This is a genomic window from Larkinella ripae, from assembly GCF_054780775.1.
In genome coordinates this window covers 1-24,077 of sequence record NZ_BAAGVR010000026.1, presented here as the reverse complement: position 1 = coordinate 24,077, position 24,077 = coordinate 1, and the positions used below count along the sequence as shown (strand labels likewise).

The window sequence follows — 24,077 nt, the reverse complement described above, 5'->3', positions numbered from 1 at the left end:
GATGATAACGCTCTTTCTTCCCAATTCCGACCTGATTTATTAGGAGTGGGCAATCCATTAACTCAGACAAGAAATCAACGTCCAGAAAATAACCATTGCTGAACGCTTCATCTCTGAGATGTTTTGTAGATTTTTGAAGTGTTGTTAATCTGCGTCCTTCAATTGCACTTCGCTGTTTAGATTCGTCTGCCTGGTTTACCATTCCCTAATTGGACCGCTTCTACACACTTTTGATCACTCTATTCGCTGCTTTGGTCGCTTCTATTCCTGCTTTCTTCACTCCCCGCCAAAGGGTTGCCTATCTTCGCCCCAGCAATAAATAAAACAACAAATACACATCATGAAACGTATTTTTTTAGTGCTGGGCCTTATTTGGCTCCTGATGGCCTGTGAAAAATCTGATCTTCTCCCTAAACAGGAATTTGCGGCTCCGAGCGCGGCCCGAATCGGAGCGAATGAGCGCCCTGGCGAGCCTTCGTCACTGTTTACAGGAAAATCGAAAATTACCACCTTTACGGTTTCCAAAAACCGATCGGGCAAATTTGACCTGATCTTTCAATACGACCGCAATGAAGCCGAAACCGTATCGGGCATCACGTTAGCCGAGGTAATTTTTATCAACGATCTGCTGCGGGTGGAACGGCCCCAGGCGTTCGAGCTTAACCGTAAACAGATCGACAGCTGGACTATGCAGCGGCCTGAAGCGCCGAAAATGCCGGACCTGTTTGATTGGCTAATTGCTCATCCGCGGATCGCCAACAGCATCAGTTGGCAGGAACCAACCGGCACCCGTTCCTGGCCGTCCTGGAGTGGCTTGCAGCAAATCGAACTCTGGATCGCCTTTGTCAAGTGTTGGGAAGGTAATTCCATTGCGGTGGCTGATGTGCCCACCAATCAATTATCAAGGACGGACAATGCCTATTTTTACACCGTATTATCCGCTGCCGATGCCTGGGCATACTACAAGGCCAGTGTGGCCCAGTCGCTGGTAGTTGAAATCAAGAAGCTAGTGGGCTGGTCGGTGCTGAATTATCCGGTCGATCAATTAGGCCAACTCTTTGATAGCCGGGATATGTTCTGGTGGCAGGCAGATCCCGCCGGTTACTTCATCCGTTCCGATCAGGGCTGGGCGACGCCTTCTGCCCCGTGGCGGAGCTACAAGTTTCTAAAGGATAATAGCCTGATTACTAATAACCGGCTCCACTCAACACACCGATTGCTGGACTGGTGCCGATCCAATCTGATGCATTTTGAGGGCCCGCCAACGGCAGGAAATGCCGAGGACATCTGGCGGTACCGGGGCTATCCTCCGATCATCCGCATCCTGAACGGAACTATCGATCCAAACGTGCCTGTTTTCGGCAAACGGCACTGGACGGCGGGCTGCTGGGGTACTGTGGGCTTTTTACGGGCGATCCTGCGCACCATCAATGTTCCGGTGCAACTGGTGAGAGGGGAAAATCACGCGCAGGCCTGGTTTATGGCCGATGGCCTTTACCTGCCCAACGGCGATGATCCCTATATTGCTAAATTGCGTGACCCATCGATTCCCATTCATGAGTTTCTGATTTCTCAATCCACCTTTACCGAATGGTTTGGTTCTGGGATTTCTTTGGAGATCGTTGATAAGCACTTAAGCCGGAACCCCGAGCAGCTAGCCATTAAGTATTTATCGCTCTACTTAATGGTACAGCATTGTAAGGATAAAGCAGAAGGCAAAAGCCATGCCCAGAGCGAGGTCTATCAAAGCCTTAAGTTCAACTATACCCTGGCTCAGCTAGAAGCAATGAATTTATGGGGCAAGCTAGATCAGAAAATTGCGGCTAAAGGAGGCTGTTCAGTCATTTATACAGCCTATCACGATCAATACGATTAAAGGATAAAAAGGCGATTGAAACAGGAGAAATCAGAGGGGCATCAGGCCCCTCTTTTTCTTGAACGGTGATACGTTGGAAATTCTGCTTGTCAGTTTTGTCAGTAAGTCAGTCTAATTTTTCTCAATTATTTTTTGCCATTTCAGTTTGCTTTCGGAGTCATTGCACCTGCATGGCGTGGAACTGTTTGCTAGTGGATGTGACAAACCGGGCCTTATTTAACTGCTCAATAAGCTGAGCCGGATCTTCTTAATTCTAACTTTTGCCGGTTTTGCCGGTAAGTCACCCTACGCTCTTAGATAAAATTTTGTTGCTTTAGCCCATTTTATACCTGCTTTTGTAGTCAATACTGGAAGGTCAAAATATGTGCCTCAGATACCATCCGTGATTTAATTGCAAAAAGTGTCAGGAATCACAATTACTTTTGCCGGTTTTGCCGGGAAGTCATCCTGCGCTTTTAGATAAATTTATTTGCAGTTGAGTCAGATTTATACTGGTCGGAATGTCCATTACAAATCCGAGTAGGAAGCTAAAACAATAAGTACCGGTAGATGCACCTGATCCCAAAACTGCCTCTTTTTATAGATGTATTGCAAGTTGCATTGCAGCATAAAACAAAAAAGCCACCTACAATATTGTAAGTGGCTGATAATCAACGTGCACTCGTAGGGATTCGAACCCCAAACCTCCTGATCCGTAGTCAGGTGCTCTATCCAATTGAGCTACGAATGCATTTCCCGTGTTGGGACTGCAAAAGTAAACTAAAAAAGATAAGATTCAAACGACCAGCCGGAATTTTCTGTCTTATTTCCCCCGAAAAACCGGCTTCCGCTTCTGTAAAAAAGCCATAATTCCTTCAGCGGTATCCCGCGACTGGCCCAATTGGTTCTGATAGTGAGCTTCTTGCTCCAGCTGCGTGTCCAGATCCGTGTACAAGGACTGATTCAGGGCTAATTTCATCGAACCGATAGCTTGCGTGGGGGCCTGAGCGTAATAGCCAACCGTCTCGGCGACGGCCGCATCCAATTCCGCAGCCGGAACCGAGCGCGTCACCAGCCCCAGTTGTGCGGCTTCCGGGCCGTAGACCCGCAGACCGGTACTGCACAGCTCAAACGCTTTTTGGGCACCCACCAACCGGGGCAGGAAAAACGTCGATCCGGCGTCAGGCATCAAACCGATCCCGACGAACAGCAACGACAGGTAAGCTTCGTCGGTGGTAATCACCACGTCACAGGCCAGCGCCAGCGAACAACCCGCCCCGGCAGCCACCCCGTTCAGGCGGCAGACCACCGGTTTTGGCAGGTTTCGGATGGCTCGAACCATCGGGTGATAGGTCGTCCTGAGGAGGTCACCCATCGAAAAACCGCCTGCGCCCTGTAGCTGCCCGGCGGCTTCTTTCAAGTCGGCTCCGGAGCAAAAAGCCTTATCACCGGCCCCCGTCAACACCACCACCCGCACGGTTTCGTCGGCACCGGCGGCTTCAATAGCGCCCGTAATCTCCCGAATCAGGGCCGGATTCAACGCGTGGAAAACCTCGGGCCGGTTGAGTGTAATGCGACAAATACCGTCCGCAATACCAAAGAGAAGGTGTTCGTACATGGTAAAAGGGTTTACGGTTTTCAGTTTACAGTATTCGGTATTCGGTTTTCGCCATTCAATGTTTGTTATTCAATATTCGCGATTCAATCGTCATAATTCATTGGTTACTCTAAAAAAACCGAGTCAATCCGGGTAATTGAATAGTAAACACCGAACGCCGAAAACCGGATACTGAAAACCGTAAACCGCTTTCAAACCAGTAACAAAACCGTCGTGATGCTAACCAGCAGACCCAGACCCATTCCGGCGGCAATTTGCGCGGGCGTGTGAGCGTTCAGGCGGAGTCGGGCGCTGGCCAGCAAACCCGCCAGCACGATCAGGGCGAGCAGCGGATACAGCAGACTGACCTCACCGGATTTGATGGCAACCGCCACCAGGGCGCCCACCATGCCGCTGATGCCGACGCTGTGGGCGCTGATTTTCCAGAACAGGCTAATCAAGCCCACCAGCGTAACCGACACCGTAATGCTGCCCAGCACAATCCCGATTTCCGGAACCGCGTTGGAAAATTGAAACGCAAAGAATAGGGTAGTGGTCGTGTAGAGCAGGGCGGTCATGAAATACGGCACCCGGCGGTCGTGCAGCTCCTCCATGTGCAGGCTGCGGACAAAACCCGTTCGGTAGAGAAAAAAGATCAGAAAGGCCGGGACCAGAAAGGTACAGATGGCGATCAATACCAGCAAACTCAGTTTAAAGGCCAGCCCGTAGGTGTCGACGCCCAGTGAGCCCGGCGCGACAAACAGCAGGATGCTGAACAGCAACGTGGGCATCAGCAGCGGATGAAAAACCGCCGACAGGACGCGGGCCAGCGTGATGCTCACAGGTTCAGTGCTTGGTTCTCGGTTTTCAGTCAACCGTTCCTCATCAATCATTCCGCAAAAATAAGAAAGCTCAATGACATGAACGCATGGAGGCTTCAAAACCGTATTGATGGCCGGGCGTAAACCGAAAAAGGTTTACAATTGCTTCCGCAGCCGCGCAACGGGAATGTTCAGTTGTTCCCGGTATTTGGCAACGGTTCGGCGGGCAATGTTGTAGCCGCGCTCATTGAGCATTTTCTCGAGCTTATCGTCCGAGAGCGGGTTGCCTTTGGGTTCGTGGTCGATAAATTCCTTCAGAATGTTTTTCACTTCGCGGCTGCTGACATCCTCACCCGAATCGGTCGCAATGCCTTCCGAGAAAAAGTATTTGAGCGGGTAAATGCCGAACTCCGTCTGCACCGCCTTGCTGTTGGCCACGCGCGAAACCGTCGAAACGTCCATGTCGATCAGGTTGGCAATGTCCTTCAGAATCATGGGCCGGAGCTTGGTTTCGTCGCCTTCCAGAAAAAAATCGTACTGGAATTTCACGATGGCGTTCATCGTTTTCAGCAAGGTGGCCTGGCGCTGTTTGATGGCGTCGATAAACCACTTGGCCGCATCGAGTTTCTGTTTGACAAAAGAGACGGTTTCTTTCAGCGAGCGGTTATTCTTGTCGCTTTTCTCGTAGGTATCCAGCATCTCGGCAAACGAGCGGCTGATGCGGAGTTCGGGCGCGTTGCGCGAGTTGAGCGTCAGTTCAATTTTGCCCCCGTTGTTGGTCAGGATAAAATCCGGAATCAGGTACTGAACCGCCCCGTCTTCGCCTTCCACCGAACCCGGTTTTGGGTTCAGTTTGGTGATGATGGTGATGACTTTCTTGAGCTGGTCCTCGTTGATGTTCAGGCGCTTCTGGATTTTGTCGTAATGCTTTTTGGAGAACTCTTCGAACAGATCTTCGATGATCCGGATCGCCAGCGGAACCGCCGGGTCGGCGGGGTCTTTCCGTTGCAGTTGCAGCAGCAGACACTCCTGCAACGAACGGGCGGCAATGCCCGGCGGATCAAAGGTCTGAACGCGTTTCAGGACGGTTTCCAGCTCGTCGGTATCGGTAAAAATGCCGTGCGAAAACGCCAGATCATTGACGATGGCCTGCATCGACCGCCGGATGTACCCGTCGTTTTCGATGCTGCCAATGAGTTGCATTCCAATGACTTCCTGCCGCTCGTCGAGATTCAGGTAGCCGAATTGCTGCATGAGGGTGTCGGTCAGGGTTGAGCGGTTAGCCACCGGCATTTCGCGCTCTTCCTCGTTGTAATTACCGTCGCCCTGCATTTTATACCCGTTGTAGTCATCTTCGTTCAGATAACTTCCCAGATCTACCTCGTCATTCCGCTCCTTGTAGTCGTCATCGTTGTAGTCGTCCGAAAACGGGTCGTCGGAGCTTGGTTCGTCATAGTCGGTATCGAGTCCCTCTTCCAGCGCCGGATTAATTTCTAATTCTTCTTCAACGCGGGTTTCCAGTTCGGCCGTCGGAATTTGCAACAGTTTGATAAACTGAATCTGTTGCGGTGACAGCTTTTGCTGGAGCGATTGGGTAAGGCTGAGTCTTTGCATAAAGTACGAAACTAAATTCGCGGACCACAAACTCCTGACCCGGGGCTTTGTGGTACGCGCCTATCAAATTCCAGACCAATTTTAAATAAAAATGTTTTACGTTCTACAAAGGCTCGTTAAAATTGAATGGTAGGGTCTGACAATTAGTCAATTAAAAATAAAACTTTCTAGTATTCGGTTTTCGTCTTTTGCAACAATTACGTCATATTTCCCCGAATGCCTTACCTTTGCACCGTCTTTCACTTTTTACGTTTCAGAATGAGTCTGCTACCTGTCAAACAACTACTCGCGTCGGAAACAACCGGGCACACCATCACGGTCAAAGGCTGGGTTCGTACCAAGCGGGAAAGTAAAAATGCCATTTTCATTGCCATCAACGACGGTTCCACCATCCATAACATCCAGGCCGTTGCCGAACCAGGGCAGTTCAGTGAAGAAACCATCCGGCTGGTGACGACGGGCGCCTGTGTGGCCATCACCGGAACCCTCATTGAGTCGCAGGGCTCGGGCCAGAAAGTCGAAGTGAAAGCGACGGACATTCACATTTACGGGCCCGCCGATCCGGAAAAATACCCGTTGCAGCCCAAGAAACATTCCCTGGAATTTCTGCGGGAAATCGCCCATCTGCGCCCGCGCACCAATACATTCAGCGCCGTGCTGCGGATTCGCCACGCCCTGGCGTTTGCCGTTCACCAGTACTTCAACGACAACGGTTTTTTCTACCTGCACACGCCCATCATCACGGCTTCGGATGCCGAAGGCGCCGGCGAAATGTTCCGCGTGACAACGCTGGACATGGAAAAACCGCCCCGGACGGAAGAAGGCGCTATCGACTATAAACAGGACTTTTTCGGTCGCGAAACCAACCTGACGGTTTCGGGGCAACTGGAAGGGGAACTGGGCGCGCTGGCCCTGTCCAAAATCTACACGTTCGGGCCAACGTTCCGGGCCGAAAACTCTAACACCACGCGCCACCTGGCGGAATTCTGGATGATTGAGCCGGAAATGGCCTTCTACGAACTGGAAGACAACATGAACCTGGCCGAAGACTTCGTGAAATCCGTCATCGGCTACGCGCTGGAACACTGCGCCGACGATCTGAAGTTTCTGGAAAACCGCCTGGCCGACGAGGAAAAAGCAAAACCGCAGGCCGAACGCAGTCCGATGCCGCTGCTCGAAAAACTGGCGTTTGTGGTCAACAACGATTTCCAGCGCCTGACCTACACCGAAGCCATTGCGATTCTGCTGCAATCAAAACCGCACAAAGAAAAAAAGTTCCAGTATCCGGTCGGCTGGGGCATCGACCTGCAATCGGAACACGAGCGGTTTCTGGTCGAGAAACACTTTAAAAAACCGGTGATCCTGACCAATTACCCGCGCGAAATCAAGTCGTTCTACATGAAACAGGACGAACCTTCGGATGCGGCTCCCGGCCCCACCGTCCGGGCCATGGACGTGCTGTTTCCGGGCATTGGCGAAATCATTGGCGGTTCGCAGCGCGAAGACAATTACGAAAAACTCATGGCGCGGGTTGAGGAGGTGGGCGTCGATCCGGCCAACATCTGGTGGTTCCTCGAAACCCGTCAGTTTGGGTCGGCTCCGCACGCCGGTTTTGGTCTGGGCTTCGAGCGGCTGGTGCTGTTCGTGACCGGCATGGGCAACATCCGGGACGTCATTCCGTTCCCCCGTACCCCCAAAAGCGCAGAATTTTAAGAAAAAGGAGGAATGGAAGAAGGAACGGAAAGAAACCTACTCCCTCCTCCATTCCTCTCTTTTCCTTCTTCTTTTATTTACTACTGCTTAAATACCGCTTGTTGCCGGCTTTGGTGATGTAGTATTTTCCACCGCGGGGGCCGGTATACACCGTTTCGCCAGCGGGGCCTTTCTGACTTTTGTCAATAGCCGCCTTGTAATCTTCGGGTACGGCTTTTACCTCTTTTTCGACTTTGTCAGGTTTGGCCATCTTGTCCGCCATTTTTTTATCGTCCTTCATGGCTGCCTTGTCGGCCTTGCTTTTGAAGGTTCCGTCGGGGTTCCGTTCTGGTTTATCCGTTTTCTGGGCAGTTTGATCGGCTTTCTTGAAGGTTCCATCCGGATTGCGTTCGACTTTGGTCGCTTTCGCATCCTTTTTGGCGGTTTTCGTTTCGGTGGCGGTCTGAGCGGAGGCAATCGTCAGACTCAGGCATACGAGCAACAGAGACAGGATTTTTTTCATGGTCTAGTGTGATAATTGGTTTGTCAAATGGAAGGTAAAGTATTATTATTTTGATGCAAAATTAAATTATTCTTAACGCCAATGGGTTATCAGGGAAATGCTCTCCTGCGGCAAGCCATTTCGTAGTAAATTTGGGGAAGCGGTCGCTTTCTGGTACGACGCTATTTTTTGATTTAATGACCATGCTATTTCCCGGAAATAGACCATTACCGTGGCTGTGCGTCCTGTTACTCCTGTTCAGTTCCTGTGGAAGCGAGCAGCAATCGTTGCAGAAAAAGGAAAAACCGGAATCGGAGTCAATTGCCGTGCTGGCCGCGTTGCCGCTCGAAGCGCCGGAGCCGCCGGATAATCCGACGAACGCGCCAAAGGTTGAGTTGGGGAAGTACCTGTTTTACGACCCGGTTTTATCCGGAAACCGGGATGTGGCCTGCGCCACCTGCCACCAGGCCGAGTTCAATTACGCCGAATTTCTGGAAACCTCGATTGGCGTCAACGGCACCGGAAGCAACAGCAAGCGGCAGTTTCTGACCCCTAATACCATTCCATTCGTCAAACGCAATTCGCAAAGTATCCTCAATACGGCCTTCAACGGGCTGACCGGCCACGGCGATTACGACCCCAGGCTGGCGCCGATGTTCTGGGATATGCGGGCCAGCAGCCTGGAAGAACAGGCGCTGCTTCCCATTCAAACGCTGGAAGAAATGCGCGGCCACGCGTATTCGGAAGCCGCCATTCTGGTGGAGGTCGTCGCCCGGCTTCAGAGAATACCGGAATACCAGCAGCGGTTTGCCAACGCTTTTGCCGGGGAGTCGAATCCGATTCGGGCGGAAAACCTGGCGAAAGCCATTGCGGCTTACGAACGGACCCTGATTGCCAACCAGACCCGGTTTGACCGGTACATGCGCGGAGACAGCAGTGCGCTTTCCTACAGTGAAAAGGACGGATTGAATCTGTTTCTGCGTTCGGGCTGCGCCAAGTGCCACAACGGGCCGATGTTCTCCGATTTTAAACTGCATACGCTGGGCGTGCCGGATACGCAAAACCGCCCGGAAACGGACGCGGGCATCAACAACAATTACGCCTTCCGGACGCCTTCGTTGCGGAACCTCCGCTTTACGGCGCCGTACATGCACAGCGGGAAGTTCACGACGCTGGATCAGGTGTTGCTGTTTTACGAAGACATTGCGGGCGGCAAAATCGAAAATCCGCACGTGGGCGCTCACCAGATGGACCCGCTGGCGACGCAGCTCAACCTGAAATTCCGGGACATTTCCGGAATCGTCGAATTTCTGAATACCCTCAATGACGATTCGTTCGACAAAACCGTGCCGACCCGCGTCCCCAGCGGCCTGAAAGTAAGAGGAAATGCGGAGTAGGCGGTTTTCCCGCTTCCCTCATCCTTCCTGCCTCATTCCTTTCCTCCTTAATTCAACGTCTCCTTCAGCCAGCTGAAAAACTCCCGTTGCCAGACCAGCGCGTTCTGGGCCGTGAGCACCCAGTGGTTTTCGTCGGGCAGGTAGAGCAGCTTGCTTTTGATGCCGCGCAGCTGAGCCGCCTGAAAAGCCTGCAAGCCCTGTTCGATGGGAACGCGGTAGTCTTTGCCGCCCTGAATAATGAAAATCGGCGTATCCCACTGGTCGACGAAGTTGCTGGGCGATTTGTCGTAGGTGCGCTGGGCGTCCTTGTTTTTGGTGTCCCAGTAGGGGCCGCCCAAATCCCAGTTCACGAAAAAAACCTCCTCGGTGGTGCCGTACATGCTCTTGAAATCGAAAATACCGTCGTGCGAAATAAAGGTTTTGAATCGTTTGTCGTGCATCCCGGCCAGGGCGTACACCGAATACCCGCCGAAGCTGGGACCCACGCAGCCCAGGCGGTTTTTGTCCACATACGGTTCTTTCGAAACAGCGTCGATGGCGCTCAGGTAATCTTTCAGCACCTGTCCACCCCAGTCTTTGCTGACCTGCTCGTTCCACTCAGTGCCGTGGCCGGGCATCCCCCGGCGGTTGGGCGCCACAACGATGTAGCCCTGCGACGCCATCAGTTGAAAATTCCAGCGGTAGGAATACATCTGCGTCAGCGCCGACTGCGGACCGCCCTGGCAGTAGAGCAGCGTGGGATACGTTTTGGACGCGTCAAAACCGGGAGGGTATATCACCCAGACCAGCATCGATTTGTTGTCGGTGGTTTTCACCATCCGGCGCTCGGTTTTGCAGATGCCGGTGGTTTTCAAACCCGCATCGTTGACGTGGGTGAGTTGTTTCAGGGCTCCGTTCGTCAGATCGACCGCGTAGAGCTCGGTCGGGTGGTTCATGTCGTTGCGGGCCACCACCAGCGTATTGCCCGACTGGCCGACAATCGCGGTAATGTCAAAATCGCCTTTGGTGATCTGGCTGATGACGGGCATCATTTTCGTCAGACCCGGATACGTCACCTTAAAGAGTTGGATGGTACCGTCGATGGCGGCATTAAAGAACAGCGATGAACCGTCTTCGCTCCACGCAAAGCTGTTAACATGAATGTTGTCCCGCTGCTGGGTGAGGTTTAGTTTGGTGACTCCGTTCGAAACAATAATATCCTGCTTATCGGCTTCGTAGCCGTCGCGTTTCATTTGCAGCCAGGCCAGTTGTCCTTTGGCGTTAAACGCCGGATTGACATCATACCCCTTGTTTTCTTCCGTCAGGTTTTTGGTGGTGCCGGTCGCCAGCTCGTATTCGTACAGGTCGGTGTTGGTGCTCAGGGCGTAGTCGGTCCCGGCTTTTTTCTTGGTTACATACACAACCCGCTTGCCGTCGGGGTGCCAGATAAAATCCTCGTCACCGCCGAACGGTTTTTGCGGACAATCGAACTTCTCGCCCGGCATGAGGTCTTTGGCGGTTCCCGGTTTTCCGTTGGTGAGCGGGGCCACAAAAACGTGGTCGTACTGCCCGTCTTCCCAGGTATCCCAATGCCGGTAATTCAGGGACGTATAAATGTAGGCATTCGATTTTTTCAAATCCGGGTATTTATCGGCGCTCGTCAGGTCCTCAATTTTAACCGCTGCGCTGCTCAGCAGGTGTTTGCCATCCGGCGAAATTTTGGCGTTGGCCAGCAAACCCTCGGTGGTGGCAATTTCTTCCGCCGGGCCGCCCGCCAGCGGCAGCCTGTAGATTTTCCGGCTGCTTTTGTTTTCCGCTGCGTTGGGCGTGCTGACCGCGTAAACCACCACCTTTTTGTCTTTGGAAAGGCCCAGCCCCGACACCCGGCCCCATTTCCAGAGTTGTTCGGGTGTGAGCGGGTTTTGTGCCTGTGTCGCCAGCGCCAGCAGCCACAGGCCGCTTAGCAGTCCTAATTTTTTCATGAGAATCCCGGGATCTGAGACGTTTTTGTGGTTCCAAACATACGGATAATCCGGGATTTTTAGACGAAAAACCGTTGCGACCGGCAAGCCGGCTTGTCGGGGATTTTCGCCCGTAATGTGTAGACATCACCTGAGAAAAATCAAAGCCTGAATCAGGATATGCACCCTAAACCGGCGTTGTGTTTATCATCAATTTCATGGGATAAGCGGGCCGAATTTTGTATTTTTGAAGATGGATTCCGGGCCGTTCGGATTGCCGAAGGTGTTGCCTGTGTGCTTCTCTTTTTGAGGATAGGGTAGTGTGCCAAACGGAATCCCAATACGTCTATACCATGCCGCCGGTTTTGTCGGTCTGACCACGAATTATAATACAATGAACGATATAGAAACGCTGCAACCGGTTGATGTTCTAAAGCAATACTACGGCTACGACCGGTTTCGGCCCATGCAGGAAGCCATCGTCCGGACGTTGCTCGACGGTCGGGATTCGCTGGTGCTGATGCCAACGGGCGGGGGCAAGTCGGTTTGCTTTCAGATCCCGGCCCTGATGAAACCGGGTGTCTGCGTGGTGGTTTCACCGTTGATTGCCTTGATGAAAGACCAGGTGGAAGCCCTGTTGGTGAACGGGATTCCGGCGGCTTACCTCAACAGCACGCAGAGCAGCCGCGAGCAGCGGGAAATCGAACAGGATTGCCTGGCCGGCCGGCTGAAACTGCTGTATGTTTCGCCCGAAAAAATGGTCTCGGAATCGTTTTTTGTGTTTCTGAACTCGCTTTCCATCAGCTTTTTTGCGATTGATGAAGCCCACTGCATTTCGTCCTGGGGCCACGATTTCCGGCCGGAATACACCCAGTTGAACCTGCTGAAAAACCATTTTCCGACGGTGCCGGTGGTGGCCCTGACGGCAACCGCCGACAAACTGACCCGGCAGGACATCGTCAATCAGCTGCACCTGAACGATCCGGCGATCTTTGTCGCTTCGTTCAACCGTCCGAACCTGAGCCTCAAAGTATTACCCGGCTTGAAACGAATTCAGCAGATCGAGCGGTTTCTGGCGCTGCAACCCAACAATTCCGGCATTATCTATTGCCAGAGTCGCAAATCGACGGAAAGTCTGGCGGCCCGGCTCCAGGAGAAAGGCTACCGGGCCGGTTTTTACCACGCCGGCATGAGCGCCGAAAACCGGGCGCAGGCGCAGGAAGAGTTTGTGCGGGACGACATGCGGATCATCTGCGCAACGATTGCCTTTGGCATGGGCATCGACAAATCCAACGTCCGCTGGGTGATTCACTACAACATGCCGAAAAATCTAGAGAGTTTTTACCAGGAAATCGGCCGGGCCGGGCGCGATGGCTCAGCGGCCGATACGGTTTTGTTTTACAGCTTCGCCGATGTGGCTAACTGGAAGGAAATGCTGGCCGAAAATGCGCCCGCCAATCTGGGTCTCCAAATGGCCAAGCTGGAGCGCATGCAGCAATTTGCCGAAGCGCACTCGTGCCGGCGGCAGATTCTGCTGAGCTATTTTTCGGAAGACCTGGGCGAGCCCTGCGGGAACTGCGACGTTTGCCAGAATCCGCGGGTGATGTTCGACGGCACGGTTTTGGCCCAGAAAGCCCTGTCGGCGCTGGTGCGGCTGAAAGAGCAGGTGCCGATGAACACGCTGATCGACGTACTGCGGGGGTCGCGCAACCAGACGGTGATGCAGAATAACTTCCACCTGATCAAGACCTACGGCGCGGGCAGCGACCTGAAGTTTGACGAATGGCGAACGTACCTCCAGCAACTGATCAACATTGGGGTGATCGAAATTGCCTACGACGATCATTATTTCCTCCGCCGAGGGATTCTTGCCGATGCGGTTTTGTTTCAGGGGCGCAAAATTGAACTCATCAAGCCCGAAGATGCCGCCCAGCTCAAAGCCGAACAGAAACCGAAGACCAAAACCGAAACCGTCCGCGACGACCTGTTCGAGCGGCTGCGGAAGCTGCGGAAACAACTGGCCGATGAGCAGAATGTGCCGCCGTATGTGGTCTTCACCGACTCTACGCTGGAGGAAATGAGCCGCCTGCGTCCCACCACGCCCGAAGCTTTCCGCAACGTCAGCGGGGTCGGGGACCGGAAGTTGCAGGTGTTCGGAAAACCGTTCATGCAGGAGATCGCCAACTTCCTGACCGGACAGGCGCGCGAGGGCACCAATCTGAAAGGAGCCACGCACCTGGTCACGTATGAACGCTACCAGCGCGGCATGACCGTTGACGAAATAGCGGAAGATCGAAAGCTCTCCTCGTCGACCATTGCCATGCATTTAATTTATCTGGCCACCAACGGCTACGAGGTCGATCTGGCCGCGTTGGTTAATACCGCTGAACGCCTTGAAATAGAACGCGCTATTGCCCGGGTCGGGGTGGATAATAACGCCCTGAAACCGGTTTTTGACTTGTTGCAGGGCCGGTTCGATTACACCAAAATCCGGATCGTCGCGGCCCTGTCCGGACGAATTCTCTGAGTGGTCTATGGCGTTAATAGGTTGGCCGTTTAGTAATTTTTAAGGGATGGAAATTTGGTAAAGTCCAGAAAATCAAGTAGCTTCGTAGAATTGACTTTTTATTAAACCGTGACCGTCGGGTTGACGTAAACAACAACTAAGTCTGTTTTGATAAAAGAAGCTAGTGTTTTTCTGCTGCTGTCAACGCTCAATCCCATCGGGTTGGTGTTGGCAAAGGACGTCCGCTCCAGGGAGTTTACGTCCCACTCCAATGGCACCGTCAGCGTGATGTTGCCCGGAACCGCAACCATCCAAAGTTTACAGCCGGTCCAATTTTGCGGGGAGTCTGTTCCCCTTAAACAATCAAAAGTTACCCGTCGCTGGGTAACGGTTTTATTACAACAATCCCAGCATCGGGATTATCTGCTCCGGCTTCGGAAACGAGCGGTAAAATTTTTTCCGGTTATTGAACCGATTCTGGCCAAGTACAACATTCCCAAGGATTTCAAGTACTTGCCGCTGGTCGAAAGCGACCTTTCCGGTACCAGCACCTCGCCCAAAGGCGCGGGAGGTTACTGGCAGCTGATGCCTCAAACCGCCCGGAATTACGGACTGATTGTTCGCTCAGGGCGCGATGAGCGGAGGGATTTGTTTAAGTCCACCGTGGCGGCCTGCCTGTACCTGCGGGAACTGCACCAGGAGCTGGGTTCCTGGACGCTCGTGGCTGCCGCCTACAACAGCGGGGTTACGCACGTACAGCGCCGGATCGACCAGCAGGGCATCCGGAGTTATTACAACCTGCGGCTCCACCGCGAAACCAGTCAGTACCTGTACCGGGTGCTGGCCTACAAGGAGCTGCTGACCCGCCCACGGATGTACAGCGACATGCTGAAGCCCGCCGTGCTGGCCGATTTGACCAAGCCGCTGCCGGGCGAACGTTTTCAGCCGGACGTCATGCCGTTTGTGCCGGCAGGCACCGAATCCGGCACAGAGCCGGAACCCACCTGGGGACCGCGTAGCCGAAACATGCTGGAGGAAATGCTGGCGCAGATTGTCCACGATTCGGAAGACCTCGGCGATCCCTCGGATGCCGGTTCGACCTCAATGACGGCATCGCCCACCCAGGCTCCGGCGGCTATGGCCGGTTTGATGGGCCTGCGGGTGCTGCGGTTCCGCCGGTCGCGGCTGTACCAGGTTTTTCTGGCCGCCAAGCGCAAAATCCAACCCCTGTTCGATTGGGACTGGGTGTAAGCCAGCAAAAGTTCAGAATGTAAAAAAGGGGCCGCTTGCGGCCCCTTTTTCATTGTAGTCCAATCTTCCTCGGCTTGCGCCATTCGCCCTTTTTCTAACCGAGCGAGCCCTCAAAAACCGGGTAGTTGCGGAGATGAGAGAATGGGGTTTGAGCTTTATAAAGCTGGTCGTTTAATCCCGGTCAAATACGGTCCAAAAAACAAAACCGGCCACATTGTGGCCGGACTGTTCAACAAACATTTTTTTAACGCGGCTAAATTCAGCTTATTTCCCGAAACGGACTGTTGCGGAAGGGACACATTCTGTCGTTTTGGGGACATCTCAAAAAAATTAGTCAACTTCCATTTATCTATATTTTTCCATGTTGACTGCCTTGCTTTCTGGAGAATTATCAGCTAAATCATTTTTTGTCTGGTAATTTTAGTGGATTAATGTACGTACCTACTATCATTATAGCAAAATAGTGGAAAGAGCGAAAGAAATAATAAATTTAAATCTGATAATTTGTCTGATAATTGATACATTAGGTGTGATTTCTATAACCAATGTATGGCTTATCAACGATGAAAAAACGTTTCCTTTTCAACAGCTTATCAACAGGCTATTTCGGGCCTTCCCGCCGAATTCGGCTTCTTTTTCGCTTTTTCGCGGGTACGGAATTCATTCGCACAACTCTGGCCGGGTATCAAATGAGCCTTCTGAGCCTGATTCTGTTGCTGGCTCATCTGCCCCAAACGGGGCACGGCCAGCATACGGTTTTCGAGGATGTGACGGCGCAGCAATTCACCAACCTGGCCCACGTGACCGAGGGGAATGTGGCCTGGGGGGATTACAACAACGATGGACGGCTTGATCTGGTCATTAACGGCATAACGAATGATACGTATGGAGAAACAGTGACCTGGACCACCAAATTTTACCAGAACACGTCGGGCGGTTTTGTCGACCAGACCAACCTTCTTTCAAAGCTTAGCCTAGACATCTGGCGGTTTCCGGAAGGATATCGCGGGTTTACGCACTGGGCCGATTTTGACAACAACGGCTGGCTGGATCTGGCGATCAGCAATCACCACGTTGACAGCAATCCCCGGGCAGTCTACAGCAACACGGGGGGCGAGTTTACGATTTCCCCCGAGCCGCTATCGCTGGCCTATAGAGACAAAGTAGCCTGGGCTGATTATGACAACGACGGCCGACTCGACCCCATGATCGTGGGCGATGAATGGCAATGGTTGGGCAATTCCTATCTGTACCGAAACACGCCCAATGGTTATGTCAATCAATCCGCTTTACTGCCTTATCTGCCCCAGTTGCTGGGCGCTTCGGTAGGCTGGGGTGATTATGACAGCGATGGCTGGCCGGATCTGTTCATTTCCGGAGGGACTACCAAGCTCTATCACAACGAGGGCGATGGCAAGGAGTTTACCAACGAGACCCGGCTGGTTACAGGCCTTTTTGGCTCCCCCTTCTGGGCCGACTACGACAGCGATGGCAAACTTGACCTGTTGGTAATAACGGGTGCCGGAACCCGGCTTCAGCGAAACTTTGGTAGCGGTTTCGAAGATAAAACCAGCCTGATTCCGGGGGCGGAACAACTCCGGGCGGGCTCGGCAGCCTGGGCCGATTACGACAATGATGGGCGGCTCGATCTGCTGTTTACCGGCGCGGTTTCCCGTCTGTACCGGAACACACCGGACGGTTTTGTGAATGTGACGGATCAACTTCCGGATTTGCCCCGGGAAGCCAGCGCGGGCTGGGCCGACTTTGACAACGACGGCCGCATGGACTTGATGGTGATTGGCAAGAACAGCAACGGCATCGCAAGTAGACTGTACCGCAATACCGGCACGCCCGCCAATACACCACCGACGGTACCTTCAGGCCTGACCAGCATCCGGAGCGCCGATGGCACGAGTGCGGTTTTGAGCTGGCAACCCGCTACCGACGTACAAACCCCGCAAGCCGGGCTGACCTACAACCTCTACGTCAGCGAGACACCCGGCGGCCAGAACGTGCTGTCGCCCTCGGCGAATCAGACCACCGGTATGCGGCAGGTTGCGCGCGAAGGCAACAGTCGAACAAGGTTCTATCCACTCACCGGTTTAACGCCGGGCAAGACCTACTACTGGAGCGTGCAGGCCATCGACGGCGTTTTTACCGGTTCGACTTTTGCCGCTGAGCAGACGATTAGCAATGCCGCAGCCAGTAACCAATCCCCGGTTTTTCACGGGCCGATTCCGAACCAGACGGCGCAGGTGGGCAGTCCGTTCAGTTTCACCTTACCGGCGGGGCTTTTTACGGACCCGGAAAATCAGGTGCTGACCATCACCTGCGAAAATTTGCCGGAAGGATTGTCGTTTCGCGATGGACAAACCATCAGTGGAACGCCAAAGCAGGTGGGCAGCACAACAATTACGCTGAAAGCCGCGGACCCGCTAAAGCTGACGGCGCAGGGAAGCTTCACATTGACGGTGAATCAGGCTCCAGTAATTGTAACGGGAAATTTCATCAATGTGACGGCGCAGCAATTTCCGGGGCTGCCGCAGTTGCGCTACAGTGCGGTTTCCTGGGCCGACTTTGACAACGATGGGCGGCTCGATTTTATCATCACCGGCTCCAATTCCGAGCCGGTTACAAAGCTGTACCGCAACACGGGCAGCGGTTTTGTGGATGCCACCGGCCTGATTCCAAATCTGCCCCAGGTCTATGAAGGAGTCGTGGCCTGGGGAGATTACAACAACGATGGGCGGCAGGATTTGTTCATCAACGGAATGACGGAGGAGAGCCGGCCGTTAACCACCGTAGCCCGGCTTTTCCGAAACACGCCAAACGGCTTTGTCGACGAATCCAATCTGGTTCCTCACCTGGCAAACTCCTTCTTATCGGATGGTTCAGTAGCCTGGGCCGATGTTGATAATGATGGTTGGCTGGACCTGATCCGGACCGGCTTTGGCGAGGTAGGTAACGCTGCCAGCGCCCTGTACCGCAACACTGGACAAGGCTTTGCCAGTGCCGGCGCGTTTTCGGACCTGCCTCAGCTGGGCGCCAGTAATGTGGCCTGGGGTGACTATGACAATGATGGGCGACTCGACCTGATGATCACGGGGAGGGAAACGAATGCTGATCTGGTTAGCAAACTTTTGCACAACACGGGCAGCGGTTTTGAGGATAAATCCAGCCTGATTCCGGGCTTGCTCCAGCTGCATGATAGCGAGTTGGCCTGGGGCGATTACGATAACGATGGCTGGCTCGACCTGATCATGACCGGCCGACTGGGAAGCAGTATGTTTGTGAGTAAACTGTACCGCAATACAGGCAGCGGTTTTGAAGACAAATCCAATCTGATTTCAGGATTGGGCGGCTCGCCAGCCTGGGCCGATTACGATAACGACGGCCGACTGGACCTGCTCTGCACAGGGAACCGGATCGCTCTGTACCGGAATACGCCGGACGGTTTTGTAAACGTGACGGCCCAGCATTCCGATTTGGTTTCAGCCAACTACAGTTCAGGCGCCTGGGGCGACTACGACAACGACGGGCGGCTCGACCTGCTCAACACGGGGTATGCCGGTGGCCGGTCCATGACCCGGCTTTACCGCAACACGAGCGCGATCGCCAACACCCGGCCTACGGCGCCTTCGGGCCTGACCAGCGTTCGGAGTGCCGATGGCAAAAGTGCGGTTTTAAGTTGGAAACCCGCCACCGACGGGCAAACCCCGCAAGTCGGGCTCACCTACAATCTCTACGTCAGCGAGACGCCCGGCGGCCAGAATGTGCTGTCGCCCTCGGCTGACCAGAACAGCGGTTTCCGGCGGGTGGTGCGCGTGGGCAACAGCCGGACAACGACCTATCCGCTCACCGGGTTGACACCGGAACGAATTTACTACTGGAGTGTGCAGGCTATAGACGGTGCGTTTGCCGGGTCTGCTTTTGCGGAAGAACAGCGCATTGACAACAATTCGGCCAAAAATCTACCCCCGGTTTTTCACGGGCCTATTCCCAATCAGACTGTTCAGGAGGAGGCCGATTTTCATTTGTATTTACTAAATGGCTTATTTACCGACCCGGAAAACCAGCCGTTGACGCTCACGGCCCAGAACCTGCCCAAGGGATTGTCGATCCAATATAACGCGGTTCATGGCGTCCCCACGCAGACCGGTAAGTTCACGGTGACGGTGACGGCCACCGACCATTTGGGGCTGACGGTGCAGGGCAGTTTCCTGCTGACAGTTGTTCCCCAACCACCTTCCATTGATGGGAGTCTGGACGGTTATCTGGACAAGGTGGAGTGCGGCACGATCCGGGGCTGGGCCTGGAACCGCGACAAACCCAATACGCCTGTGCTGATAGAGATTTTTACCGGGAATACCGGCTGGGGATTCACGGTGGCAAATATATACCGGGAGGATTTGAAGAATGCCGGGAAAGGCAACGGGGCGCACGCTTTCAGTTTTAAGACCCCGGACGCCCTGAAAGATAAAGTCACTCGCCTGATCAGTGCCCGGGTGTCGGGGGTGGGTTCGACCTACGTGCTGAAACTGTCTGGACAACTCCTGACCTGTGCCGACGGGCCGGGTGTTCCCAAGAATGAGCCACCACGGTTTCACGGACCTATGTCCAGTCAGAGCGCCCAGCAAGGCCATCCTTTTAGTTTCGCTTTACCGGCAGGCACGTTTACCGACCCGGAAAATCATCCGTTGACCCTGACGGCCCAGAACCTGCCCAATGGTCTGTCCATGCGGAATAATGTGATCAGCGGCACGCCCACGCAGGTGGGAAGCTTTACGGTCGTGCTGAAAGCAGCCGATCCGCTGGGGCTAACGGCGCAGGGCAGTTTTGTACTGACCGTTACGCCCGGCCCTCCCTCGATCAGCGGTAACTTCGATGGCTACCTGGACAAGGTGGAGTGCGGCACAATGCGGGGCTGGGTCTGGAACCGCGACAAACCCAACACGCCCGTTCGGGTGGAGTTTTTTACCGGCAATACCGTCTGGGGCAGCACGATGGCCAACATTTTCCGGCAGGATTTAAAGGATTCCGGAAAAGGGAACGGGGCTCACGCCTACAGTTTTACGACCCCGGCAACACTCAAGGACAACACTACGCGGCTGATCAGCGCCCGCGTGGAAGGTTCAGCCTTCGAACTGAAATGGTCTGGAAAATCGCTGATTTGTCCCCCGCCCGCCGGTCGGTTATCCGTCGAAGCCGAGCAGGGGTTTCAGGCCATTATTCTGGGCAATCCGGTCACCACACACCAGATCGTGGTGGAAATCAGGGGTGGCGCGGGTAAGCCCCTGAACCTGCAACTACTTGCCGCCGACGGCCGGGTTCTCAGCGAACGACAGGTAGAAAAACCAGCGCTAATCGAGCGTCAAGTCCTGCCGTTGGATCAGCAACCGCCGAGCTTGCTATTGGTTCGTGTGACCAGCGGAACAAGCAATGTCATCCTGAAGGTCATCAAACACTAAACCAGTAATTACTAGTTGAGGAACGACCTGATGCATAAAACCGCATCGGTCAATCTAGAAAGCTTTAGACTGACCGATGCGGTTTTATAAAGATCCGTTTAAACCCGCACCAGTTCGGCCACGCCCACGCAATAATCGGCCGCTCCGTAGTAGACCAGAATCCGGCCATCGGGCATCTGCACCCACCCGTTGGTAAAGACCACGTTCGGGAAAAAACCGACTTTCTCCCAGTCCAGCTCCGGCGTCATCAGGGGCGCGGTGGAGCGGTCAAGGATGCGCGACGGATCGTCGCGGTCGAGCAGGGCCAGCGCCAGCGAATATTCGTGGTCGACACTCGCCCCGTGGTAGCACACCAGCCAGCCTTCGTCGGTCAGGATGGGTTCGGGCCCGGCGCCGATTTTGAGGTGTTCCCACTGCGTTCCGGCGGCTCCGAACAGAAACCGGTTGTCGCCCCAGTGAATGCCGTCCGGTGATCGGGCCAGCCAGATCGACGGTTTTCCGATGTCCGACACCATCGGGCGGTGCAGCATGTAATAAAATCCGTTGATTTTCTGCGGAAACAGACAGGCGTCTTTGTTGGGGGGCGGAATGATCATGCCCTGCCGTTCGGAGGTCACAAAGTCTGTCGTCACGGCCAGTCCCACGCCGGGGCCGTTTTCCGAAACCGCCGTGTACGTAATCCAGTATTGGCCGTCCAGAAACGTGATGCGCGCATCTTCAACGCCGAACGATTCGTCGGCCCGTTGCGGAAAAAGAAACGGGTCGGAATCCACCGTAAACGCAATGCCGTCGCGGCTGCGGGCCAGCCTCAGGTGGCTCAGGGAGGTTAAATAGGTCTGGTCGCCCAGCTGAATGACGCGCGGATCGTAGTCGCCCTCCGGCTCGGGGAAGGTTTTGACAATCAGCTGGTAATGGCCGTTTTGCTCCTGCACGATGGGAACCTGAATTTTGCCCGGCTGGGGCTTCACGGCTTCGGCTACACGCAGCAGCAGCAGAATCTCGTCGCCAAACCGGCAAGCCGCCGGATTGAACGCTCCCATCACCTCGAATTGGGGGTGCGACGGTTTTACGTCGGCTGCGGTCAGAATCGGCTGGTCGGAGAGTCGGCGGAGCTGGTAATTTTTCATGATCAATGGGTGGTCGTAAGGTATTCGCCGGGTTGGTTTTTTCGGGTTTTCACCGAATGGGAATACGTATTCAGAATGTTGACGATAATTTCCGTCATGTATTCACGCTTGTTGAACACAATATCGTGCCGGTTTTCGGGCAACAGGAATTCTTTGGATTCGGCATTGGTCAGGTGCGAACGGCCAAAGTTTACATTCGTCGGATACACCAGATCATCGCGCTGGCCGTGCAGAAACGTCACTGCGGCCTTGATTTTGGACCAGTCGGGCAGAATTTCGGTCAGCGCTTCGCGGTGGGCCAGCTTTTCGTCGTTGGCCAGCAGCAACAGGGGCGGAATCAGCCAGCGCAAAGGCGGTTTGTCGATGAAATAACTAATGGGATAAGTACGCTCCAGGCCCGGCCCCAGCGCCGACGATACGAAGACGACGTGATCGATCAGCTCCGGGTTGTTCATCGCCAGCCGGGCCGACACCGAGCCGCCGTAGGATGAGCCGACCACCATAAAAAACGACGCTTTCCGGTAGCGGTTGATGAGGGGTTGCAGAAACCGGGCCTGATTGACAATTGACGTTTCGACCCGCCCAAAATCGGAATACCCGTAACCCGGCCGGTCGACGGCCACCAGATGAGCGCGGTGGAGCAGCGTGGTATCCTTGAAAAAGTTGCTGAAAAACGACGACGAACTGGGCGCACCGTGCACAAACAGCACCACCGGCAACGAATCCTGGCCCGGTTCGTCGGTTTCCATGTACCGGATGGTCCGGTCGCCAATTTTATACCGGTGAACAACCGGATGGGCCGGCGCATCGCGGAATTTTTCGGCAATTTCGGCGTCGCTATCCCGCGATTTAATCCAGTGGGCTGCGGTTAGCAGGCCGGCACACACAATAACAATAACGATCAACGCCCAGCGAAGGACACGCAAAAACAACTTCATACTTACTATAACGACCAATTCGGGGCGGAGGTTTCAGGCAATGTAACGCAAAAACCGGTGCAAACATTCTGGCACCACCACGGTTACTGAAGAAATACGCTCAAAAACGCATGGATACGAATCGACCCGAACGAATCGATGAAACCGGGCATCAGGATGCCATTGGTCTGGAAACCAAACCGGAATTGGCGAACCCCGCCGACGCCCCCCAGGAAGACGAAAACGACACCCTCGAACCCGACGGCGGGAGCGATGGCGATGATACAGAACCGGGAACCGGCCTGGCTATTGGCTACGCCGGTTCCTAGTCATCAGCGGTGCAGCAGCACCCGTCCGCTCCGGTTTTTCTGATCGGTTTTCAGGTGGATGAAATACACGCCGTTCGCGTTTTGGCCCAGATCAACGGTTTCTTCCTGCGGCTGACCCGTCCCCAAAAGAGTACGCTGGTGCAGCGTTCGTCCGAGCAAATCCGTGACGTTCAGCTCGGCTTCCTGTTTTTCGGCCACCTGAAAGCGGACTTTCACCAGGCCGGTGGTCGGGTTGGGCGTCAGCGAGAGTTCCAGCGGTAATTCACTGTCGGGAAATCCGGCAGCCGCCAGCCGCTGGTTGGGCGCGCAGTTGAGCGGTTTGGGCGACCACATCAGCACGTAGGCGTTGTACTGCACCCGCGCCCAGATGGTTCTTGTCTGGTTATCTTTCAGGCTTTGCGGAACGGCAAACGAATAGCCGTGCGCGCCGTTGCCTTTTCCGGCGTCCAGCAAATCCTGGCGGAACTGGTTGGCGGAAGTCGTCCCGACCACCCTGGCCGTCGCCAGCGTTCCCCCATCCAGAAACTCGATCGTCACGGCGGCATTCGGCTGATCCCGGTTCCAGACCCAGCCCGTAAAACCGCTGCACGATACCTGATCCAGAAACCCTTCAAAATTGCCCGTCACGGACGGTGCCGGATTGACGGTCAAGGTGACCGAAAGGTTGGTTTTCGCGCCTTTGTTGTCGGTGGCCGAGTAGGTCAGTGTGTGCGTGCCCGAGGCCGTGGGCGTTCCGTTCAGCACCCGGTTTCCGGTATTGAAATTCAGCCAGCCCGGCCGGTTAACAACGGCGTAAGTCAGCGCGCCATTTTCCGGATCGGTAAAAACCGGCAGGGTCGTCGAAAAGCCTTGCCCAACCGTGGCCGTCAGGGGCGAAATGGATGGCGGAACGGGCGGTTTATTCGTAGATGCGGGACTCGCCACGGTTACGACCACCGAGGTTGACGCCGTTGCTTTGCCGTCACTGGCCGAGTAGGTCAATGGGTAGGAACCGGCCTGGATGGGCGTTCCGCTCAGCACCCGGTTTCCAGAATTAAAGCCTAAACCGGGTACCGAACCGG

At 54.4% G+C, this 24,077-nt stretch carries 14 protein-coding genes, 1 tRNA gene and 1 pseudogene; 7 read left to right on the top strand and 9 right to left on the bottom strand.

All coding sequences use genetic code 11. The features are described from left to right. The first annotated feature begins 340 nt into the window (after window positions 1-340). Window positions 341-1,876, top strand: a complete 1,536-nt coding sequence (locus ACYVHX_RS21105) for a hypothetical protein (protein WP_460673674.1) — start codon at window positions 341-343, stop codon at window positions 1,874-1,876. A gap of 656 nt (window positions 1,877-2,532) precedes the next feature. Here the strand turns inward: ACYVHX_RS21105 and ACYVHX_RS21100 are convergent. The 4 genes from ACYVHX_RS21100 to rpoN form a co-directional block, all read right to left on the bottom strand. Then, window positions 2,533-2,606 (bottom strand) — tRNA-Arg (locus tag ACYVHX_RS21100). Between the two features lie 72 nt (window positions 2,607-2,678). Next, the gene (locus ACYVHX_RS21095) at window positions 2,679-3,473 is read right to left on the bottom strand and encodes an enoyl-CoA hydratase/isomerase family protein (protein WP_460673673.1); all 795 of its coding nucleotides are present in this window, start codon (window positions 3,471-3,473) and stop codon (window positions 2,679-2,681) included. Between the two features lie 191 nt (window positions 3,474-3,664). After that, a complete protein-coding gene (locus ACYVHX_RS21090; protein WP_460673672.1) occupies window positions 3,665-4,294 on the bottom strand; it encodes a hypothetical protein in 630 nt (209 codons plus the stop codon). Between the two features lie 135 nt (window positions 4,295-4,429). Beyond that, a complete protein-coding gene (rpoN, locus tag ACYVHX_RS21085; protein ID WP_460673671.1) occupies window positions 4,430-5,887 on the bottom strand; it encodes an RNA polymerase factor sigma-54 in 1,458 nt (485 codons plus the stop codon). A gap of 258 nt (window positions 5,888-6,145) precedes the next feature. On the opposite strand from rpoN, the gene asnS reads away from it, so the two are divergent. Next, complete coding sequence (asnS, locus tag ACYVHX_RS21080; protein ID WP_460673670.1) at window positions 6,146-7,600, top strand: asparagine--tRNA ligase; 1,455 nt, start codon at window positions 6,146-6,148, stop codon at window positions 7,598-7,600. Window positions 7,601-7,673: 73 nt separating this feature from the next. Here the strand turns inward: asnS and ACYVHX_RS21075 are convergent, their stop codons facing one another. Then, window positions 7,674-8,102 (bottom strand): hypothetical protein, encoded by a 429-nt coding sequence (locus tag ACYVHX_RS21075; RefSeq protein ID WP_460673669.1) that lies wholly within the window; start codon window positions 8,100-8,102, stop codon window positions 7,674-7,676. Between the two features lie 182 nt (window positions 8,103-8,284). Between ACYVHX_RS21075 and ACYVHX_RS21070 the strand changes: the two genes are divergently transcribed. Next, window positions 8,285-9,478, top strand: coding sequence for a cytochrome-c peroxidase (locus tag ACYVHX_RS21070; protein WP_460673668.1), 1,194 nt, complete (start codon window positions 8,285-8,287; stop codon window positions 9,476-9,478). A gap of 47 nt (window positions 9,479-9,525) precedes the next feature. Here the strand turns inward: ACYVHX_RS21070 and ACYVHX_RS21065 are convergent, their stop codons facing one another. Beyond that, the gene (locus tag ACYVHX_RS21065; protein WP_460673667.1) at window positions 9,526-11,439 is read right to left on the bottom strand and encodes a S9 family peptidase; all 1,914 of its coding nucleotides are present in this window, start codon (window positions 11,437-11,439) and stop codon (window positions 9,526-9,528) included. A 373-nt stretch (window positions 11,440-11,812) separates the two neighbouring features. Between ACYVHX_RS21065 and recQ the strand changes: the two genes are divergently transcribed. From recQ to ACYVHX_RS21050, 3 genes and pseudogenes are all read left to right on the top strand, one after another. After that, a complete protein-coding gene (recQ, locus tag ACYVHX_RS21060; protein WP_460673666.1) occupies window positions 11,813-13,945 on the top strand; it encodes a DNA helicase RecQ in 2,133 nt (710 codons plus the stop codon). A 267-nt stretch (window positions 13,946-14,212) separates the two neighbouring features. Then, window positions 14,213-14,707, top strand: a pseudogene (locus tag ACYVHX_RS21055) (lytic transglycosylase domain-containing protein); the annotation flags it as partial. Between the two features lie 1,157 nt (window positions 14,708-15,864). Beyond that, entirely contained in the window at window positions 15,865-20,643 is a 4,779-nt protein-coding gene (locus ACYVHX_RS21050; RefSeq protein ID WP_460673665.1) for an FG-GAP-like repeat-containing protein, read from the top strand. 98 nt (window positions 20,644-20,741) lie between these two features. Here the strand turns inward: ACYVHX_RS21050 and ACYVHX_RS21045 are convergent, their stop codons facing one another. Both ACYVHX_RS21045 and ACYVHX_RS21040 read right to left on the bottom strand, forming a co-directional pair. Continuing rightward, window positions 20,742-21,770 carry a glycoside hydrolase family 130 protein gene (locus ACYVHX_RS21045; protein WP_460673664.1) on the bottom strand — a complete coding sequence of 343 codons (1,029 nt, stop codon included), beginning with the start codon at window positions 21,768-21,770 and terminating at the stop codon, window positions 20,742-20,744. A 2-nt stretch (window positions 21,771-21,772) separates the two neighbouring features. Then, entirely contained in the window at window positions 21,773-22,708 is a 936-nt protein-coding gene (locus ACYVHX_RS21040) for an alpha/beta fold hydrolase (RefSeq protein WP_460673663.1), read from the bottom strand. A 110-nt stretch (window positions 22,709-22,818) separates the two neighbouring features. Between ACYVHX_RS21040 and ACYVHX_RS21035 the strand changes: the two genes are divergently transcribed. Then, the gene (locus tag ACYVHX_RS21035; RefSeq protein ID WP_460673662.1) at window positions 22,819-23,016 is read left to right on the top strand and encodes a hypothetical protein; all 198 of its coding nucleotides are present in this window, start codon (window positions 22,819-22,821) and stop codon (window positions 23,014-23,016) included. A 3-nt stretch (window positions 23,017-23,019) separates the two neighbouring features. On the opposite strand, the gene ACYVHX_RS21030 is transcribed toward ACYVHX_RS21035, so the two are convergent. Further along, window positions 23,020-24,077: putative Ig domain-containing protein (locus ACYVHX_RS21030; RefSeq protein ID WP_460673661.1), on the bottom strand; the 1,058-nt coding region annotated here is incomplete at its 5' end.

Excerpts from the sequence above, each read along its gene's own strand:
- rpoN (WP_460673671.1), bottom strand. The coding sequence starts at position 5,887 with ATGCAAAGACTCAGCCTTACCCAATCGCTCCAGCAAAAGCTGTCACCG.
- recQ (WP_460673666.1), top strand. The coding sequence starts at position 11,813 with ATGAACGATATAGAAACGCTGCAACCGGTTGATGTTCTAAAGCAATAC.
- ACYVHX_RS21095 (WP_460673673.1), bottom strand. The coding sequence starts at position 3,473 with ATGTACGAACACCTTCTCTTTGGTATTGCGGACGGTATTTGTCGCATT.
- ACYVHX_RS21045 (WP_460673664.1), bottom strand. The coding sequence starts at position 21,770 with ATGAAAAATTACCAGCTCCGCCGACTCTCCGACCAGCCGATTCTGACC.
- ACYVHX_RS21070 (WP_460673668.1), top strand. The coding sequence starts at position 8,285 with ATGCTATTTCCCGGAAATAGACCATTACCGTGGCTGTGCGTCCTGTTA.
- ACYVHX_RS21050 (WP_460673665.1), top strand. The coding sequence starts at position 15,865 with ATGAGCCTTCTGAGCCTGATTCTGTTGCTGGCTCATCTGCCCCAAACG.
- ACYVHX_RS21075 (WP_460673669.1), bottom strand. The coding sequence starts at position 8,102 with ATGAAAAAAATCCTGTCTCTGTTGCTCGTATGCCTGAGTCTGACGATT.
- ACYVHX_RS21035 (WP_460673662.1), top strand. The coding sequence starts at position 22,819 with ATGGATACGAATCGACCCGAACGAATCGATGAAACCGGGCATCAGGAT.
- asnS (WP_460673670.1), top strand. The coding sequence starts at position 6,146 with ATGAGTCTGCTACCTGTCAAACAACTACTCGCGTCGGAAACAACCGGG.
- ACYVHX_RS21105 (WP_460673674.1), top strand. The coding sequence starts at position 341 with ATGAAACGTATTTTTTTAGTGCTGGGCCTTATTTGGCTCCTGATGGCC.
- ACYVHX_RS21065 (WP_460673667.1), bottom strand. The coding sequence starts at position 11,439 with ATGAAAAAATTAGGACTGCTAAGCGGCCTGTGGCTGCTGGCGCTGGCG.
- ACYVHX_RS21040 (WP_460673663.1), bottom strand. The coding sequence starts at position 22,708 with ATGAAGTTGTTTTTGCGTGTCCTTCGCTGGGCGTTGATCGTTATTGTT.